The 17,536-nt window shown below is 69.2% G+C and carries 14 protein-coding genes and 4 pseudogenes; 5 read left to right on the forward strand and 13 right to left on the reverse strand.

From position 1 onward, the window contains the following. Positions 1–378 precede the first annotated feature (378 nt). A complete protein-coding gene (gene recA, locus OHU89_RS49240; RefSeq protein ID WP_405653052.1) occupies positions 379–1,455 on the reverse strand; it encodes a recombinase RecA in 1,077 nt (358 codons plus the stop codon). 716 nt (positions 1,456–2,171) lie between these two features. Here recA and OHU89_RS49245 point away from each other — a divergent pair. Then, positions 2,172–2,540: pseudogene (locus tag OHU89_RS49245) on the forward strand (nucleotidyltransferase domain-containing protein); the annotation flags it as partial. Between the two features lie 200 nt (positions 2,541–2,740). Continuing rightward, on the forward strand, positions 2,741–3,508 hold the full coding sequence (locus tag OHU89_RS49250; RefSeq protein WP_405653054.1) for a dienelactone hydrolase family protein: 768 nt from the start codon (positions 2,741–2,743) through the stop codon (positions 3,506–3,508). 514 nt (positions 3,509–4,022) lie between these two features. Here the strand turns inward: OHU89_RS49250 and OHU89_RS49255 are convergent. Next, positions 4,023–4,601: a TetR/AcrR family transcriptional regulator gene (locus OHU89_RS49255; protein ID WP_405653056.1), complete on the reverse strand. Its 579-nt coding sequence runs from the start codon at positions 4,599–4,601 to the stop codon at positions 4,023–4,025. A 91-nt stretch (positions 4,602–4,692) separates the two neighbouring features. Here OHU89_RS49255 and OHU89_RS49260 point away from each other — a divergent pair, with 91 nt between their 5' ends. Continuing rightward, positions 4,693–5,139, forward strand: coding sequence for an anthrone oxygenase family protein (locus OHU89_RS49260; RefSeq protein ID WP_405653058.1), 447 nt, complete (start codon positions 4,693–4,695; stop codon positions 5,137–5,139). On the opposite strand, the gene OHU89_RS49265 is transcribed toward OHU89_RS49260, so the two are convergent. The 5 genes and pseudogenes from OHU89_RS49265 to OHU89_RS49285 form a co-directional block, all read right to left on the reverse strand. Beyond that, positions 5,132–5,578: a hypothetical protein gene (locus OHU89_RS49265; RefSeq protein ID WP_405653060.1), complete on the reverse strand. Its 447-nt coding sequence runs from the start codon at positions 5,576–5,578 to the stop codon at positions 5,132–5,134. The genes OHU89_RS49260 and OHU89_RS49265 overlap by 8 nt on opposite strands. Positions 5,579–5,794: 216 nt before the next feature. Continuing rightward, a complete protein-coding gene (locus OHU89_RS49270) occupies positions 5,795–6,313 on the reverse strand; it encodes a hypothetical protein (RefSeq protein WP_405653063.1) in 519 nt (172 codons plus the stop codon). A 170-nt stretch (positions 6,314–6,483) separates the two neighbouring features. Next, complete coding sequence (locus OHU89_RS49275) at positions 6,484–7,083, reverse strand: Helicase associated domain protein (RefSeq protein ID WP_405653066.1); 600 nt, start codon at positions 7,081–7,083, stop codon at positions 6,484–6,486. Positions 7,084–7,165: 82 nt separating this feature from the next. Continuing rightward, positions 7,166–7,255 (reverse strand): annotated as a pseudogene (locus tag OHU89_RS49280) (IS5/IS1182 family transposase); the annotation flags it as partial. A 285-nt stretch (positions 7,256–7,540) separates the two neighbouring features. Continuing rightward, a complete protein-coding gene (locus OHU89_RS49285; RefSeq protein WP_405653069.1) occupies positions 7,541–9,283 on the reverse strand; it encodes a GAF domain-containing protein in 1,743 nt (580 codons plus the stop codon). A 302-nt stretch (positions 9,284–9,585) separates the two neighbouring features. Between OHU89_RS49285 and ppdK the strand changes: the two genes are divergently transcribed. After that, the gene (ppdK, locus tag OHU89_RS49290; RefSeq protein WP_405653072.1) at positions 9,586–12,273 is read left to right on the forward strand and encodes a pyruvate, phosphate dikinase; all 2,688 of its coding nucleotides are present in this window, start codon (positions 9,586–9,588) and stop codon (positions 12,271–12,273) included. A gap of 164 nt (positions 12,274–12,437) precedes the next feature. Continuing rightward, entirely contained in the window at positions 12,438–12,905 is a 468-nt protein-coding gene (locus OHU89_RS49295; RefSeq protein ID WP_405653075.1) for a pyridoxamine 5'-phosphate oxidase family protein, read from the forward strand. A 77-nt stretch (positions 12,906–12,982) separates the two neighbouring features. On the opposite strand, the gene OHU89_RS49300 is transcribed toward OHU89_RS49295, so the two are convergent. The 6 genes and pseudogenes from OHU89_RS49300 to OHU89_RS49325 form a co-directional block, all read right to left on the reverse strand. Then, the gene (locus OHU89_RS49300; protein ID WP_405653077.1) at positions 12,983–13,819 is read right to left on the reverse strand and encodes a universal stress protein; all 837 of its coding nucleotides are present in this window, start codon (positions 13,817–13,819) and stop codon (positions 12,983–12,985) included. A 169-nt stretch (positions 13,820–13,988) separates the two neighbouring features. Next, positions 13,989–14,432: pseudogene (narI, locus tag OHU89_RS49305) on the reverse strand (respiratory nitrate reductase subunit gamma); the annotation flags it as partial. Between the two features lie 61 nt (positions 14,433–14,493). Beyond that, complete coding sequence (locus OHU89_RS49310; RefSeq protein WP_405653081.1) at positions 14,494–14,826, reverse strand: zinc ribbon domain-containing protein; 333 nt, start codon at positions 14,824–14,826, stop codon at positions 14,494–14,496. Positions 14,827–15,071: 245 nt separating this feature from the next. After that, a pseudogene (locus OHU89_RS49315) lies at positions 15,072–15,508 on the reverse strand (pyridoxamine 5'-phosphate oxidase family protein). Between the two features lie 37 nt (positions 15,509–15,545). Continuing rightward, positions 15,546–16,226 carry a helix-turn-helix domain-containing protein gene (locus tag OHU89_RS49320; protein ID WP_405653083.1) on the reverse strand — a complete coding sequence of 227 codons (681 nt, stop codon included), beginning with the start codon at positions 16,224–16,226 and terminating at the stop codon, positions 15,546–15,548. Between the two features lie 18 nt (positions 16,227–16,244). After that, positions 16,245–17,315: a zinc-dependent alcohol dehydrogenase family protein gene (locus OHU89_RS49325; protein WP_405653085.1), complete on the reverse strand. Its 1,071-nt coding sequence runs from the start codon at positions 17,313–17,315 to the stop codon at positions 16,245–16,247. Between the last annotated feature and the right edge of the window lie 221 nt (positions 17,316–17,536).

Here is a 17,536-nt window from a genome sequence, read left to right on the forward strand (position 1 = left end):
GGTGATTGCCGCCAACTTGGTCCGGGAATGGTCCGGATCTTGCGCGACGGAACACCTCCGCTCGCGCGGGATGCACAACTCCCTGTGCTCCCCAGTCACCTGTGCCTCCAGCCGACCCCGCGAGGAGAGAGCCATGCCCGAAGTACCCGGCATCCCCGACCCATCCGGCCGCTCCCGACCAGCCGGATCCTGACGCGGTCATCGATTCCTTGCCGAGCGCGGTGTCCTCTGCGCCTCGCCTATGGGCTGGTATCGCCCGGACGCGCATGAGCAGGTTCTCGGCACGGAACAGGGACGCGAGCGGATCTGGGCCGTGGAGCACGCCGAGATGCTGAACATGCCGGAAGCCTGCCCCCGGCCAGGCCGCGCCCGTGCCTGTCAGGCGGCGTTTCCCGCCGAGGTCCGGGCGGCACCAGGGACCGGGACGGCGCCCGTGTCCTCGGCGACTGCGGCCTTCGCCGGTGCCCCGATTCCGAGCTTCTCGAGGATCTTCTTCTCGATCTCGTTGGCGAGGTCGGGGTTGTCCTTGAGGAAGTTGCGGGCGTTCTCCTTGCCCTGGCCGAGCTGGTCGCCCTCGTACGTGTACCAGGCGCCGGCCTTGCGGACGAAGCCGTGCTCCACGCCCATGTCGATCAAGCCGCCCTCGCGGCTGATGCCGTGCCCGTAGAGGATGTCGAACTCGGCCTGCTTGAAGGGCGGCGCGACCTTGTTCTTGACGACCTTGACGCGGGTGCGGTTGCCGACCGCGTCCGTGCCGTCCTTCAGGGTCTCGATACGGCGGATGTCGAGTCGCACCGAGGCGTAGAACTTCAGCGCCCGGCCACCGGTCGTGGTCTCCGGGGAGCCGAACATCACGCCGATCTTCTCGCGGAGCTGGTTGATGAAGATCGCGGTGGTCTTGGACTGGCTCAGCGCGCCGGTGATCTTCCGCAGCGCCTGGCTCATCAGACGGGCCTGCAGACCCATGTGGGAGTCGCCCATCTCGCCCTCGATCTCGGCGCGTGGCACCAGGGCCGCGACGGAGTCGATCACGATCAAGTCGATCGCGCCGGAGCGGATCAGGATGTCGACGATCTCCAGCGCCTGTTCACCGTTGTCCGGCTGGGACAGGATGAGATTGTCGGTGTCGACGCCGAGCTTCTTGGCGTACTCGGGGTCGAGTGCGTGCTCGGCGTCGATGAAGGCCACCGAGCCGCCGGCCTTCTGTGCGTTCGCTACTGCGTGCAACGTCAGGGTCGTCTTGCCGGAGGACTCCGGCCCGTATACCTCCACCACACGGCCGCGGGGCAGACCGCCCACGCCGAGCGCCACGTCCAGCGCGGTCGATCCTGTAGGGATCACCTCGATGGGCTCATTGGGCCGCTCGCCGAGACGCATGACCGCGCCCCTGCCAAATTTCCGTTCGATCTGTGCGAGCGCGGTGTCCAGCGCCTTTTCGTGGTCGGTTCCTGCCATGAGCTTTCACCCGGTCCGATTGTGTGGCACGCCGCACGTCGGAGGACGTGAGCGTCTACTGCCGACAACGGACGTCTCAGAGGTCCCAGTAAACGAACATCCGATCGATTTGCGTGTCCGGTGAAAGGTATCAAACATGTGGGGAGCGGGACGGGTCGCGCACCGGGCCGCTCCGGACGCAGACCGCGCCGCCGCCCGCTTTTATCTCTTTGACCGTCTCGGTGCAGAGGATCGACAGCGACTCGCAGACCTCTTTCGCGACGCGGCCATGAAAGAACCCGAGGGACCATGGCGCGATGCCCTGCTGGAGGTCCCGGACGGGTTCGGCCTCAACGAAGACGAGGCCTGAGCCCCAGGGGCCCGCCTCGCCCTGGACAAAGTCAATAAGACTCCACCGACCTCACGTAACAACGTCAGGCATTCTCGACGGCATGCACCAGTGCCCAAACGAATCCGGTGCCTGCGAGGACGAGCCACCAGCCACGCGTGCATGACCAGACGGAACCCGCGTTCGCGACGCCGCTCGTGTAGGCGGGTGCCGAAGATCCAGACGATCACACCGAAGAGCACAAAGGCGGACTCGCGTGTTGGCCGGTGTTCTCGGCTGTATCGCGCACAGGTTAGGGGCATGCACCGTCTGGGGCTCCCCCTTCCGCTGGCCTGGTTCATCGATTGTGGTCTGGGGCTCTCTTCGAGACCGCTGATAGATTCCCGCGGTGAGCGAGCAACTGCCCGGCGGCGGCATCGAACTGTCACCCAGCGAGATCGAAGCCCTCCACGCCAGGTGGTCTTCCTGCTGGACCCCGAGTGAGGTCGCGCAGCAGTTGGCCGGGATCGGCACGCCCTGGTACGTGGCCGCGGGCTGGGCGCTGGACCTGTTCCGCGGCAGGCAGACGCGCGCTCATGGGGACATCGAGATCGCGATTCCGGCCGCGAGCTTTCCCGAGGTCAACCACCACTTCCCCGGATACGTCTTCGACGCGGCAGGCAGCGGCCGGATCTGGGAGGACGCCACACCGGAGGTGCTGGCCGCCGTACATCAGACGTGGCTCCGCGATCCGGCCACCGGCAACTACCTGCTCGACACCCGAGGCATCCCTGGATTGCGGATCTGTAGTTGGCTACTGGGGGTGTGAAAAACTGGAATACGCGCCAAAGGGGCAACGGGATGATCTTGAAGCCCTGAGTGCCGGGCCCGTCCCGTATTTCAGAGGGACACCGCGCTGTTCTGCCGGCGGCAGAACAGCGGCCGGACCGGGCTCGACGATCACTACAGTCCCGTCTCATGACGACGATTACGACGCGTACGGTCGAGTACCCGGCCGACGGTCTGACGATGATCGGGCACCTCGCGCTCCCGGCCGGTGTCGACCGCCGGCCCGCCGTGCTGCTCGGACCAGAGGGCACGGGGCTCAGTGACGTCGAGCGTCGCCGGGCCGATGCTCTCGCCGAACTGGGATACATAGCGCTGGCCTTCGACCTCCACGGCGGGCGCTATTTGAGCGACCCCGAGGAGATGCTGGCCCGTTGCCTGCCGCTGCTCTCTGATCCCGACCGGATGCGGGGCATCGGCCATGCAGCGCTCGACGTGTTGCGCGCCGAACCGCGGACCGACCCCGACCGGATCGCCGCCGTCGGCTACGGCACCGGGGGCGCCGTCGGGCTGGAACTCGGGCGCGACGGCGTCGACCTGCGCGCGATCGGCACAGTCAACGCAACTACCACGGGCCGACCGGGCGAAGCAGCGCGCATTCGCTGCCCGGTGTGGGCCGGGGTCGGGTCGGAAGACCCGATCATGCCGCCCGCGCAACGGAACGCGTTCACCGCCGAGATGCAGGCCGCGGGCGTCGACTGGCGCCTCACGGTCTACGGCGGCGCCTTGCACGCCTTCCACCACCCGCCGGTCGACCACCCCACGGTCCCCGGCGTCGGCTACCACCCGCAGCACGCGCAGCGAGCCTGGCGCGACGTCGTCGACCTGCTCGCCGAGTGCCTGCCTGTGATGGAGGACCTGGGGCATGGCCCGGGTAAGCGTGCTGGCGCCGGGCACTGACAGTCCCCTCCCCTCAAGTCCGCACAGCAGAACCGCATGCGGGCGGATGCTCGATCGCGGAAACGCGTTCGCAACTGCCGCAGTAAATACCGGATTTACTGCGACGGAGCCCTGGCCGTGATCGTCGCGACCTGCGGCGGACCATTCCGGCTTCCAGGGCGAGATGTGCGCATTTACTGCGGCGTCACTCTGTGCTGACCACGCGTAAAGCCGCATCAGGATCTACTCGTTGCCCCCTTGACGCGTATCTCGGCTGGACTGGAGGCCTCGCCCAGCATCGCCGTCCGACGCCGCGCACTGCGTCGACGGCTGAAGCACGCAGCACGCACCTCGAACTAGGGCGCGTATGGAGTCGTGATCAATGAGTACCGCGGCTTCCGGGCTGGGTGCCCCGTCGGGGGTACGGGGCCGGCGATCTGTGGTTGCGCCGTGTGGGCGCGAGTGACCGGAAGCGATGCCGCAGGCAGGCGGCGGGGCCCGAGGACGCCGGCCGTGTGCCGTCCGGGACGGTGCGTCAGAGCGTGGCGAGCCGGTCCACCAGCAGCTCCGTCCTGCGCTCGGTGTCCTGCGGCGGGAGCCGTCCGGCTCGGGTCAGGGTGGCCAGTCCGTGCAGGGACGCCCAGAACGTCTCGGTGAACAGCTCCGGGCGCACGCCGTCCCCGGCGACCTCGCTGAGGCACTCCAGCAGCGCGGCGAAGGCGTCCTTCAACGGTTCAGGGGTGTCCTCCTGCGCGTACGCCAGGCCGCCGTCGAGCTGGAACAGGGCGTCGTAGACCGCCGGATGGCGTTCGGCGAAGGCGAGGTAGGCGCGGGCCAGCGCGGTGACCCGGGCGCGGGGGCCGTCGGCGGCGACGGTCGCGGCCCGCATCGCCACGGCCATCTCGGAAGCGCCCTGCAGAGCGACGGCGCCGATGATCTCGCGCTTGCCGCGGAAGTGGCTGTAGAGGACGGGCTGGCTGTATTCGATGCGTTCGGCGAGCCGCCGGGTGGTGACCGCGTCCCAGCCCTGCTGCTCGGCGAGTTCGCGGGCCGTGGCCACGATGAGGCGCTCGCGCTCCGCCCGTTCGCGCTGCTTGCGTTCCTGTACCGACATGAATCGATCCTAGCACCGCTAGACAAGCGAGCGGCAGCAGTACTAGCGTTGCCTCATCAGCTAGCGTTGCTAGATATCAAAAGGGGTCGTCATGCTCAATGCACTTGAGGTCGTCACCGTCGTGGTCGTCGGCGTGATGGTGGGGGTGGAGTTCTCCGTCCCCTTCTTCAGCAACCCGATCCTCAACGCACTCCCCGGCGACAACGGCCTGCGCGGCCGCGTCCACGGAGCCCGACTGGGCGGCGCCGTGATGCCGTTCTGGTACATCGGCTCGCTCGTCCTCGTCGGGGTCTGGGCCGCCGCCGGATGGGACGACGGTGGCACCGGCCTCGTCGTGACCGCCGCCGCGCTGCTGATCGTCAGCGTGCTCATGTCGATCCTGGTGCTCGTCCCGATCAACAACCGGGTCAAGACGTGGACCGCCGGCAGCCGGCCGGACGACTGGAAGGAGCAGATGACGCGCTGGGACCGCTGGCACTACGTCCGCGTCGCCGTCATCATCGCCGCCTTCGCCTGCCTGGCGGCCGCCCTCACCTGAGCCCGCGGGCCGGCGCGACGGGGTCGGCGCTATATCCCCACTCCCCGGGCGGCAGCGGGCCACCGAAATCCCGACGTCCGGGCATGCAGCTGCCGCTGAGAGTCCACACCTGCGATCCCGACAAGCTACGCCCCTCGATCACCTGCGCGGCAGGTACGGCTCTGGTTCGGCCCGCCTCCCACACGATGAGCTCGCAGTCGACCGCCGTGTCGTCCGGCAGCTGGCGGACGGCCTCCTCGATCTCCGGGAACGCCCCGCTCAAGTCGCTGCTGTTGCGGCTGCGTACGGCGACATGGCCGTCGGCCCACCGGCCGGCCAGGGCACGGTAGCCATCCCACTTCGGCTGCGCCGCCCACCCCGCAGGCAGCGCCGGATCGTTGACCGGCACGGCGCGCATCGGCTCGGGCAGCGGCCAGCCGGACGGCACAGACGGAGACATGGTCGACGTCTTCCACCGCCCGAGCCCGCACCGGCCCCTGTTCCCCCAGGTGCGCACGAGATTCCACGCTTTCGACGCGACCGGCTGGTCGTCCGAGCGCCCCTGCAGATCGCCGGCCTGTTCGAGGTCGGGGATGACGGTGGGACCACTCGCTCGGACAGGTAGCAGGCGGCTGCGAGCTGAGACCAGGGCGATCAGGGCCGTCCGTCGGGACGGTCAGGAGATGTGGCTGACCATGTAGGCGGTGCCCACCCTGTCTTCCTCGGGTGAGTCTGCCTGGATCGTGAGGCCCGGCCCGGCCGTGGTGAAGTCGAACTCGTTCGTCATCGGCTGGGTGCAGTCGACGCGCTTGGCTGTCTTGGCGGCGCCTGAGGCGACCGTGAAGGTGACCGTGCCCTCTCCTGCGCATGCCACCTCCACCCGCAGGGGGGTGCCGGGCTTGATGGTCTTGTCCAGGTTCTCTCCAGGCACCGCGAGGGTGCCGGACGAGACCAAGCCCTCCTCGTCCGACTCCAGGCGATCCGTCATGTTGAGCAGGTCGCGGGCTTCCTTGTTCAGCTGCTCCCGGCCGGACGGGGAGGGTGGCTGCGCTGTGGGTGACGCGGTGGAGCTCGCCGCCTTCTGGGACTGGGGAGCCTTGGACGGCGTAGGCGAGTCGGAACAGGCCGATGCCATGCCGGTAATCAGCGCGACGGCGGTCAGAGCACGGCCGGTGTGGCGGGTGAAGCGGTACATGAGGTCCCCCGAAGTGCAGGCAGAAGCCAAGCAGGTGTACAGAACCAGGTGATCATCTCGTGTGAACCCCCGCGTCACGCATGCATTTTGGGCACCGGTACCAGATTGGTGCACAGGTTCGACGTACTTCGCCTGCTCGAAGCCCTCTTCAGCCGTACACGGCAAGAGATCTACCAGCGCATCCCCAACGCGTTGAGAGACTCACGGCGTTCGGGGCTCAGCTTGGCGGCTCTTCTGCGGGCGTTGGCGACGAATGATCCGAGCCTGAGGAGTTCGCCGTCGACGTTCTCGCGATGTTGCCGCGGCCCGCGAAGATGCCTGCCCATCGCGGGCTGGAACTGCCGCGCGGCAGCCATGTTCCGCTCGCACAATTCGTCCTGGGAGGTTGTATCGGGCGGACCCCCTACCGCCTCGGCGGCCTGCCGGTCGGTCAGATTCTCCGCATACTGCAGCACTGACGCCATCGCCAGCCGTGCCGGCGACAGACCCCGCCGCCCATCGGCCGGGAACCAGTCGGCGAAGTCATCGTCCACGAACAGCTCATCCAACCGGTCCCGTACCCACAACGCCGGCGTGCCCCGCGGATTACTCGCCCGCGCCATCCGGACCGTCAACGCCGGAATCGACCGCCCAGAACCCACACCCATCGACACCGCGGCCACCCCTTCGACCGCTCGATCCGCCCCGCGCCACCAGCGCAGCACACCCCGGAACTCAACAGCAAGACCCCGCGGAACCTCACCCTGCCGCCCGGAGATCACCAACAGCATCCCGAATGTGAGACAGGGCCGTTGGATTTACACTCCCAGGTCCGGCCCGCAGCAGCCGGGCAACGTCCAGCGCCCGGCCGTGGCGCTCGAAGCGCCAGGCGGACAGCACCGGCCCGATCAACTCCCAGCGGGCATCGGACAGATCACTCGGATACGCACGACGTTCCGTCATGACGTCGGCGTACCGCCGAACTGGGGCGCGCACCCGGCCCCCGCGGAAGCACGGAACAGACCCGGACGTCTTGGAATGAGACAGGCGTAAGCCGGATCCCGTCCCGGACGCCGCATCATCCGATTCGAAAACCGCAGTCGGCCCATCGACCCCACCAGTACCAGACCATCGCCCTGCATAAATATGTAGTTGTCCCCACACCGCAGATGAGAACGACCTCTGACAGCCATTTGGCCGCCGGATTCAGAACATGGCCGAGTGTCCCCTTCCTGGCGGCCGAGGGACCTAGATGCGCTGCCCTGTCAGATCAGTTGGCACCGGCACCCACCACACCAGTGTGGTGCCGCCGTCAGCAGGACGGCTCAACTCGAGCTCCCCACCCAGCTGTTCGGCCCGCTCCGCCATATTGCGCAGCCCGCTTCGACGGCCGTCGGACGGGATGCCGGCGCCGTTGTCGGTCACGGTGAGACGGACCTGGTGGGAGTCGGCCGTGAGGGCGACGTCGGCGCGCGTGGCATGGGCGTGCCGGGCGATGTTGGTGAGGGCCTCTGAGAGCACGGCCACCACGTGGTCTGAGATCTCCCGCGGCAAGTCGGTGTCGAGTAGCCCTTCCATCCGCACGCTGGGCGCGAAGCCCAGCACCGGCGCCGCCTCGCCCGCGATCTGCACCACGTGTGCCCGCAGCCCGGTTCCGTCGGCGCCCTGGCGGGAGCGCAGGCCGAAGATCGTGGACCTGATGATCTTGATGGTCTCGTCCAGGTCGTCTACCGCGCGCACCACGCGCTCGGAGGCCCCGGGATGCTCGATGAAGCGGCCCGCGCTCTGCAGGGTCATGCCGGTGGCGAACAGCCGCTGGATCGCCAGATCGTGCAGGTCACGGGCGATCCGGTCGCGATCCTTGAGGACTGCGACCTCCTCCGCGTCCTGACGTCGTTCCGCGAGTTCCATCGCGATGGCGGCCTGTGCCGCGAAGGCCTGCAGGGTCTCGGTCTCCGTCGGGGAGAACTCGGGTCGGCCGGAGTTCCGCGCCAGCAGCAGCACACCCCGGACACCCTCGCCCGTGCCGATCGGCACGGCCACGGCGGGGCCCAGCCCCTGGAAGCGGGGAAGCTCCGGAGAGATCCGGTCATCGTGGGAGACGTCCGCGCTGACGGCCGGGGCACCGGTGGAGAAGGCGAGTCCCATCAAGGTCATGTCCACGGGCAGTACGAGTCCCCGGTGGGCCTCTGAGTCCAGCCCGACGGCGATCTCCACGGCGAGCGAATCGGTGTCCTCCATGGGCAAGGCGACCGCGGACAGGGCCGACCCCGTGATCTCGCCGGCCCGCTCGGCGATCAGGCCGAGCACCTCGGTGCGCCCGCTCCCGGACAACAGGTTGTGCGTGATCTCGGCGTTGGCCCGCAGCCAGCGTTCCCGCAGCCGGGACTGCTCGTAGAGACGGGCGTTGTCGATGGCGACGCCCGCGGCCACCGCCAGGGTCGACAGGACGGACTCGTCCTCCTCGTCGAACTGCGCCCCGCCGCGTTTCTCGGTGAGGTACAGGTTGCCGAAGACCTGGTCGCGCACCCGGATGGGGACGCCGAGGAAGGTGTTCATCGGGGGGTGGTTCGAGGGGAAGCCGTACGAGGCCGGGTGCTCGGAGATCTTCGTCAGTCGCAGCGGCTCGGGGTGCCTGATCAGCTCGCCGAGGATGCCGTGGCCCTCGGGGAACGGGCCGATCCGGGCGATCTGCTGCTCGGTCACCCCGATCGTGTGGAAGGCCGACAGCCGCCTGCCGTCCGGCCCGATCACCCCGAGTGCCGCGTACTCGGCGTCGACCAGTACCGCGGCCGCTTCGACGATGCTGTGCAGGGCCTGCTCCAGGTTCAGGTCCCGCCCCACCGAGAGGACCGCCTCCAGCAGGCTGTGCACCCGGTCCCGGGTGCCCCGGGCGGCGTCCAGCCGGGCCTGCAGTTCCTCCAGGAGCTCGTCCAGCCTCAGCTGCGGCAGCCGTACGCGGGCTTCCTGAGGCTCCTCGGGGCTTCGCACCTGCGTCTCCTCGGGTCCTCGGGCGGGCTGACACCAGCCGCTCCGGTCATGGGTCACGCTACCGGCCGACGGCGAGGGGCGGTACGGGTTCGCACTCGGCGGGCGTCGGTCAGGTGCTTGCCCTTGGTGTGAACGGATGTATGACGCGACGTGCCATCGCCCTCGCCGATCGCACTGGGGCCGTTCGGCCCTGCGTTGAGGACGGACAGCACCTGCCGGGCAGGCCCGGCTCTGTTCGACGCTGGGGCTGTGTCGTGATCGAAATGCCGAACCGAGCCTGTCGAGCCGAGGAGTGCGGCGTCATGGTCCGTTACGTGTACGACTTCCGCGAGGGCCGCCGGGACATGGCGGACCTGCTGGGCGGCAAGGGCGCGAACCTGGCCGAGATGACCCGGCTGGGCCTGCCGGTCCCGCCCGGCTTCACTGTGACCACCGATGCCTGCCGGGTCTTTCTCACGACCGGTGCTGAACCGGAGGGCATGTCGGCCGAGGTCTCCGGGCACCTGTCCGCGCTGGAGGATTCCGCCGGCCGTCGACTGGGGCAACGGGACGATCCCCTCCTGGTGTCCGTCCGGTCCGGGGCGCGGTTCTCCATGCCCGGCATGATGGAGACCGTCCTGGACATCGGCCTGAACGACGAGTCCGTCCTTGGCCTCGCCAAGACGTCCGGCAATGATCGCTTCGCCTGGGACTCCTACCGTCGGCTCGTCCAGATGTTCGGGAGTACGGTCATGGGCGTCGACGCCACCCTGTTCGACGAGGCCATGACCCTGCTCAAGCAGGACCGTGGAGCCCTTGACGACCTCCACCTCGACGCGGCCGACCTGGCCGGCCTGGTGGAGGCCTACAAGCGGTTGATCCTCGGCGAGACGGGTCAGGCGTTTCCCCAGTCACCCGCCGAGCAACTGCGGCTGGCGATCCTCGCGGTGTTCCGGTCCTGGAACGGCGAGCGCGCCCGCCTCTACCGCCGACGCGAGCAGATCCCTGACGACCTGGGCACGGCCGTCACCGTACAGCGCATGGTGTACGGCAATCTCGGCCCGGACTCCGGCAGCGGCGTCGCTTTCACCCGCGACCCGGCCACGGGGCGGCGCGGCCTGTACGGCGACTACCTGGCCAACGCGCAGGGTGAGGACGTCGTCGCCGGTATCCGTAACACCGTGCCCCTGACCGAGCTGGAGCGGTTCGACCCCGATGCGTACGGGCGTCTGCGTGAGCACATGGAGCGCCTGGAACGGCACTACCGTGACCTCTGCGACATCGAGTTCACCATCGAGCGCGGCACGCTGTGGATGCTGCAGACCCGGGTCGGCAAGCGCACGGCCGAGGCCGCGTTCGCCATCGCCGCCCAGTTGGTGGAGGAAGGGCGGATCACTTCGGAAGAGGCACTGGCCCGGGTCAGTGGAGACGGCCTGGCCCGGCTGATGTTCCCGCGTTTCGACGCCGACGCCACCGCTGAGGCGCTCGCTCACGGCCTCGCGGCGTCCCCGGGCGCTGCGGTCGGTGGGGCGGTGTTCGACTCCGCCGAGGCCGTCAGGCGGGCCGCGGCCGGTGAGAAGGTGGTCCTCGTCCGCCAGGAGACCACTCCCGACGATCTGCCCGGCATGGTTGCCGCCGAGGCCGTGCTGACCAGCCGGGGCGGCAAGACGAGCCATGCGGCCGTAGTCGCCCGAGGTATGGGCAAGGTCTGTGTCTGCGGGGCGGAGGGCCTCAGCGTGGACACTGAGGCCCGGCGATTCACCACCTCCGACGGGACTGTCGTGGAGGAGGGCACGGTCATCTCGGTGGATGGGTCCGCCGGAGCCGTGTACGCGGGTGCGGTTCCGATGGTCGCCTCCGAGGCGATGCGGTATCTGGAGACGGGTGAGCAGTCCGACGGGGTGGTGGCCGCGGTGGCCGGAGCTCTTCAACAGGCCGACTCAGTGCGGAGGTTGGAGGTGCGTGCCAATGCCGATACCCCCCAGGACGCGGAGCGCGCCCGCCGGTTCGGCGCCCAAGGCATCGGGCTGTGCCGTACCGAGCACATGTTTCTCGGCGAGCGCCGCAAGCTGGTCGAAGAGATGATCCTTGCCCGCGACGACGCCGAGCGTGAGCGGGCGCTGGCGGCTCTTCTGCCGCTCCAGCGACAGGACTTCGTCGGCATCCTGGAAGCGATGGACGGCTTGCCTGTCACGATCCGACTGCTGGATCCGCCGCTGCACGAGTTCCTGCCCGACCGCACTCAACTCGCCGTACGCATCGCCGCGGCCGAGGCCCGTGGTGAGCAACCGGCGGCGCACGAGGTCGAGTTGCTCGACGCGGTCAACCGGATGCACGAGGAGAACCCGATGCTCGGCCTGCGGGGCGTGCGTCTCGGCTTGGTCGTTCCGGGCCTGGTCGCCATGCAGGTGCGGGCCGTCGGCGAGGCCGTTGTGGCCCGTATACGGGCCGGTGGCTCGCCGCAGGCCGAGATCATGGTGCCGCTGGTCGGCGCCGTGGAGGAACTGCGGATCGAGCGCGTGGAAGTGGAGCGGGTGCTGGCCGAGGTGTCCGCGGAGGCCGGGGTTCCCGTGCGGTGCCCGGTCGGCACGATGATCGAGCTGCCCCGCGCGGCGCTCACAGCCGGCCGGATCGCTGAGGAGGCGCAGTTCTTCTCCTTCGGCACCAACGACCTGACCCAGACCACCTGGGGCTTCTCCCGCGACGACGTCGAGGCGGCCTTCTTCTCCACCTACCTCGACAAGGGCGTCTTCCCGGCCTCCCCCTTCGAGACCATCGACCGCGATGGCGTGGGCCGCCTGGTCCGGATCGCGGTCGACGAAGGTCGTGCGACCCGCCCCGACCTGAAGATCGGCGTGTGCGGTGAGCACGGCGGCGACCCCGACTCCGTCCACTTCTTCCACGCCGCGGGACTGGACTACGTGTCCTGCTCCCCGTTTCGGGTGCCGGTAGCCCGGCTGGAAGCGGGCCGGGCCGCACTGCCCACGACCGAGGGCAGCGACAGCCGATGAGGCCGCACGGACCCCTACCAGGGTCCATCGGCCCTACGAAAAACGCCGTGGTCCGGGAGACAGTGAACTCAGGAGCGGCACCGATCCCCCGCGGTGTCGCTCCGCCCGTACGCCGACCGGGCGGCGAACACCCCACCTCGAACGCACGCCAACGGAAGCCCGCCATGGTCCACCACAACAACCACCGGCACACGCCGACGGAACCGCGCCGCCGCATCGAGCTCGACAGCACCGAGGCGCTGCGCCTGCTGGGCAGCGTTTCCCTGGGGCGGATCGTCTTCACCCGCCACGCGCTGCCCACCATCCGCCCGGTCAACCACATCATGGACGGCGGGGACATCGTCATCCGCACACACGAGGCCGCCACCCTGACCTCGTACGCGCGACAGACCGACAGTCCCGGTGTGGTCGTCGCCTACGAGGCCGACGACATTCACCCGGACACACATCTGGGCTGGAGCGTGGTGGTGACCGGATACGCCCATCTGGTGACCGACTCCAGTGAACTGGCGCGCTATCAGGCCATGTTGAACCCATGGGTGGAACAGGCCATGGACCAGGCGATCCGCATCCATCCGGACCTGGTCACCGGCATCCTGCTCACCGCAGACGGCCGCCCGGGCGCGGTTTGAAACCCGCCCGGGCGGCTGAGCGAGAGGTCGTTGCGCTGCGAGTGACAGAGCCACCGAATCGGGAGGTGCGGGGGTGCTCACTCGGTGGGGACGACGAGAACAGGGCAGTGTGAACGGTGCAGGAGGGCGTGGGCGACCGGCCCAGGACGAGCGCCGTGAGGGCCACCCGTGTGATGCACTCCGATGACGACGACGGCGGCCCCGCGGGAAGCCTCGACCAGGGCGCGTGCCGGGGAGGTGCGGACTGTCCGGCTCTCGACCTCCACGCCGGGGTGCTGTTCTCGTATCGCTGCCATGGCGAAGCGGGACACCGCCTCCTCCGCCCTGCCGTGCAGAGCCTGGCGTGTCTGTCCAGGGCTCGTCGACGGCATCGGCGAGGGCAGCTCGGGGGTGGTGTGTCGGTGCTTCCAGGAATGCAGCACCTGAAGGCGCGCGCCGCGCCGCTCCGCCTCCTGGACCGCGTAGACGGCAGCCTCCGTGTGGGCGTCGCTCTCCAGGCCGAGGAGCACGTCTCGGCGGTCGACATCGCACGGTCGGTCGCCACGTACGACAAGCAGTGGGCTGTGCGTGTGCGCGGCGAGGTGCGAACTCACGGCTCCGGCGAGGAGGCCGGCGAAACCGGGCAGGCTCCTGGTGCCCACGACGGTGAGGGCCGCGTCCGCGCTCTCGCGTGTGAGCACCCTTGTGGCGTTCCCTTCCACGGCTGTGGGCACGACCCTCACTTCAGGGTGTCGCTCGTGAACTCGCGACGCGGCGGAGGACAGGACAGGAGCCGCTTCGTCACGGTCGGGCACGGCGTACACCACGCGCAACGCAGTTCCGCGACGGGCCGCCTCGTCCGCGGCGAGATCCAGTGCCCGGGTCGAGACCAGCGAACCGTCTACTCCGACGACCACGTGACGGTGGAGAGTCATAGCCCTGCTTCCCTTCCGTGCGCGCTCTGTTGGTCTGCTTCCACCTGCGATGCTCGTCGTCTGCCGTTGTCCGCGTCAGGGGCCGAGAGCACCCACCGAACGGCCGAACGACCCTTTAGGACAGGGCCCTTCGGTCCGCTACGAGGCGCCGTCGACAGCAACGGTTCGATCAGGCCGCGCGACGTGGATGCGCTTCCAGGGCCGGTGTCGTGGCACGGCGTCGGTAGACCAGGTAGGGACGGACGAGGTAACCGAGCGGGGCGCTCCACACATGGACGAGCCGGGTGAACGGCCAGACGGCGAAGAGGAGGCAGGCAGTGAGGGTGTGGAGCTGGAACAGCAACGGGGCACCGCTGACCGCTTCCGGCTGGAAGGTGAAGATGCCGCGGAACCAGACGGCGACGGAATCGCGGTACTCGTAGCCGCCGCCGAAGACGTTGTGCGCGGCGGTGGCGGCGATGCCGAGCAGGACGGTGGCGGACAGCAGCGGGAACAGCAGCTTGTCACTGCGGTCGGTGCTGAGCCTGATCCTCCGCGTCAGCAGTCGGCGGGCACACAGCATGCCGAGCCCCGCGACCATGGCGACGCCCGCAACCGAACCTGGCCATACGGCCTTGACTTGCTCCTCGGGCTGAAGCCCGAGGATTCTGGCCTTCTCTTCCGTTGCTGTTCCGCTACGCGGCACGGGGGTCAGGAGAGAATCCGTGGCTTCCTGCTTCGCTGCGCTGTGCCAGGACGCGGCCTGGTCTTACCTGCGCTCCACAGGCTTCGACCGCCAGTCCGGCGGCCGTTTTCACATTCTTCGCGGCATTGTGGTCCCGGTCGTGGACCGCTCCGCAGGCGGCACAGGTCCACTCCCTGATGTGCAGGGGCGGGGGTACGAGAGCGTCGCGACGCTCATCAGCCGGGTGAGGGAGGCCCGGAGAGACGGCGAGGTCGTCCGCATGGCCGAGCTCGCCCGCGAGATGGCCTCGGTGCTGGGACCGTCCATGCAGGGGGAGGCGCACGGACTGACCGGTGTCGAGGAGGTCCTGGCTGAGGCGAGCGGCCAGTTCCTGACCGACCCGAGCTGGCCGGACCGATTGATCACTGCCACCGACCTGCTGTGCAACCGATCGGCAGGGAGCGGAACGGCGTCCTCCCCGAACCCTGCGGCGGGCGGAGCCGTCCGAGAAGTGTCCCGCTGATTGTTCGTGGTCCAATACACGGCCGCCCGGCGCAGACTCTTGCGCCGGGCGGCGGATCGGGCTTCTCAGCTCCTGGGTATTGGGCCATCGACCGTGAGCTCGCCGACGAGTACCCGTCCTGTCACCAGCTCAGGCTCTATGCGGCCGAAGGTCTCCTCGGGACAAGGCACCCAGGATCGCGGGCCGGTCCGCAACAGCCGGGCGTGGTCGGACCGGTCGGTGACCAGCGTGGCCGAACCGGTGACCACGACGCTCCAGCCGGAGTGCGATTCCGTGTCGACCTCGTCGGCCTCGAAGGCGACGACCGAACCGTCGATCGCGCGCACGAGTTCCGAGGCGGCCGAGGTGCGCACGACCACCGCTTCGTCGTCCAGGGCGAATTGACAGGCAGTACGGCGGGCAGGGCCCGGCGCGTGTGGACGATGCGGCCTACGGGTGCCTGCGCCAGCAGGCGCAGGCACTCGCGGCGGTCGAGCTCGCGGAATCCGTCGTTGGCGTACATCAGCCGCACTTCCTCGGTGGTTGCGCGGGCATGGACATCACACCGCGATCCGGCGCCCTGTGACGGTGTGGGACTCGATCCGCACCCAGAGGTCGCGTCGGCCGCCGGCCCAAGGGGCGCTGTACGCCTGCTCATCGAGCCGGCGTGCCTCGTCCGCATCCGTGACGGTTCGCGCGGGCCCGCGCACGAGGACGCTCCAGCCGCTGCTGAAGGCGTCGTCGATGCGGTCGACCTCGAAGGCCACCTGCTGACCGGACGCCAGCGACGGCGTCGCGCCGGAGTTCGTCCGGAAGACGATCGTGCCGTCGACGACGCTGTAGTTGACCGGCAGAATGACCGGTCCCGACGCGGTCGTCACCGCGATCCTCCCCACGCCGTGCGTGCCGAGCAGGGACTCGCACTCGTCCGTGCTGAGTTCCGTGAGCTCAGGGCTGCGATTGGCCTGTTCGAGCCCGGGCGGCAGGTCGTCGGCTCCGCCGGTGAGCTCCGCCATCGTGGTGAGCAGGGCCGCGGCCAGGCTGTGAAGGGCGCCCCTGTTCGGTGCGGCGCCAGGATGCTCCTCCAGGTGCTTCAGATAGCTGGGGGCCATGCCCGCCCGGGTGGCTGCCTCCTGCCGGGTCAGGCCCAGTTGTGCTCGCCGGGTGGCGAGGCGGCGTCCCAGGTCGCCCACGGGTCGTTCGGCCGTCGTACCGGCGTCGGGTCGCGTCCGTTCAGACATGGTCGTCACGTCCTTTCGTCAGACTGCGCGCACGGCGACGGCCTCGTGCCGCTCTTCGCCGAGCACGACCTTGAGGGCGCCGGTGTCGGCGGCGTGGGCGAAGACGTCGTACGCCTCCTCCATGCGGCCGAGCGGGAAGGTGTGGGTGACCAGTTGCGCGGTGGGCAACCGTCCGGCGGCTGCCATGCGCAGCAGGGTGGGGGTGGAGTAGGTGTCGACCAGACCGGTGGTGATGGTGACGTTCTTGATCCACAGATCCTCGAGGTGCAGGGTCGCCGGTGAGCCGTGCACGCCGACGTTGGCGACATGGCCGCCGGGCCGGACCATGCGGGTGCACAGTTCGAAGCTCTCGGGTACGCCGACGGCCTCGATGACGACGTCCGCACCGAGTCCGTCGGTGAGGTCGGCGACCAGCTGCTCAGGGGTCTCGCGGGCGTCGGCCACGGCGTCGGCGCCGAGCTTCCGCGCGGCCTCCAGCCGGGCGGCGGCCAGATCCACGGCGACGATCCGTTCGGGGGTGAACAGCTGGGCGGTGGCGATCGCGGCCAGCCCGATGGGGCCGGCGCCGACCACGACGACGGTGTCTCCGGGACGTACGCGTCCGTTGAGTACGCCCACCTCGTAGGAGGTCGGGAAGATGTCGGCGAAGAGGACGGCGTCCTTGCTGTCCATGGCGGCGGGCAGGGGGTGCACGGACAGGTCGGCGTAGGGCACGCGGACGTACTCGGCCTGGGTGCCGTCGATCAGGTGACCGAGGATCCAGCCCCCGTCGGCGCGGCACTGGCCGTACGTTCCCTGACGGCAGTAGGCGCACCGCCCGCACGCGCTGATGCAGGACACCAGAACACGGTCTCCTGGCCGTACGGTCCGGACGTCGCTGCCGGTTTCGACGATCTCGCCGACTGCCTCATGCCCCAGCACCGTGCCGGGACGCACCTCGGGGACATCGCCCTTGAGGATGTGCAGGTCCGTGCCGCAGATGGTGACGGCCCCGACGCGCACGATTGCGTCGGTGGGCTCCTTGATGGCCGGGTCCGGGACCTCTTCCCAGGCGGACTGTCCGGCGCCGTGGAACACGAAGGCTTTCATGACGCTCCTCACCCCACTCGATCGGTTGCGGAGTCCGGGTCCGGCGGCGGGGCCTCAGTTGCCAGTACGTGCCTGGTACCGCTCTCGCGCCGGATTTGCCCCGCAAGTCCAGCCTGGCCCGCTTGTGCAGGGGCCGCTTGGGCCGGTCGGGCCACATCCCTGACCGGGACGGGACCGCTGGGCAACGGCGGCCCACGGAGCAACCCCGTGGGCCGCCGGAC

Source organism: Streptomyces sp. NBC_00019, from assembly GCF_045041015.1.
Classification (GTDB): domain Bacteria; phylum Actinomycetota; class Actinomycetes; order Streptomycetales; family Streptomycetaceae; genus Streptomyces.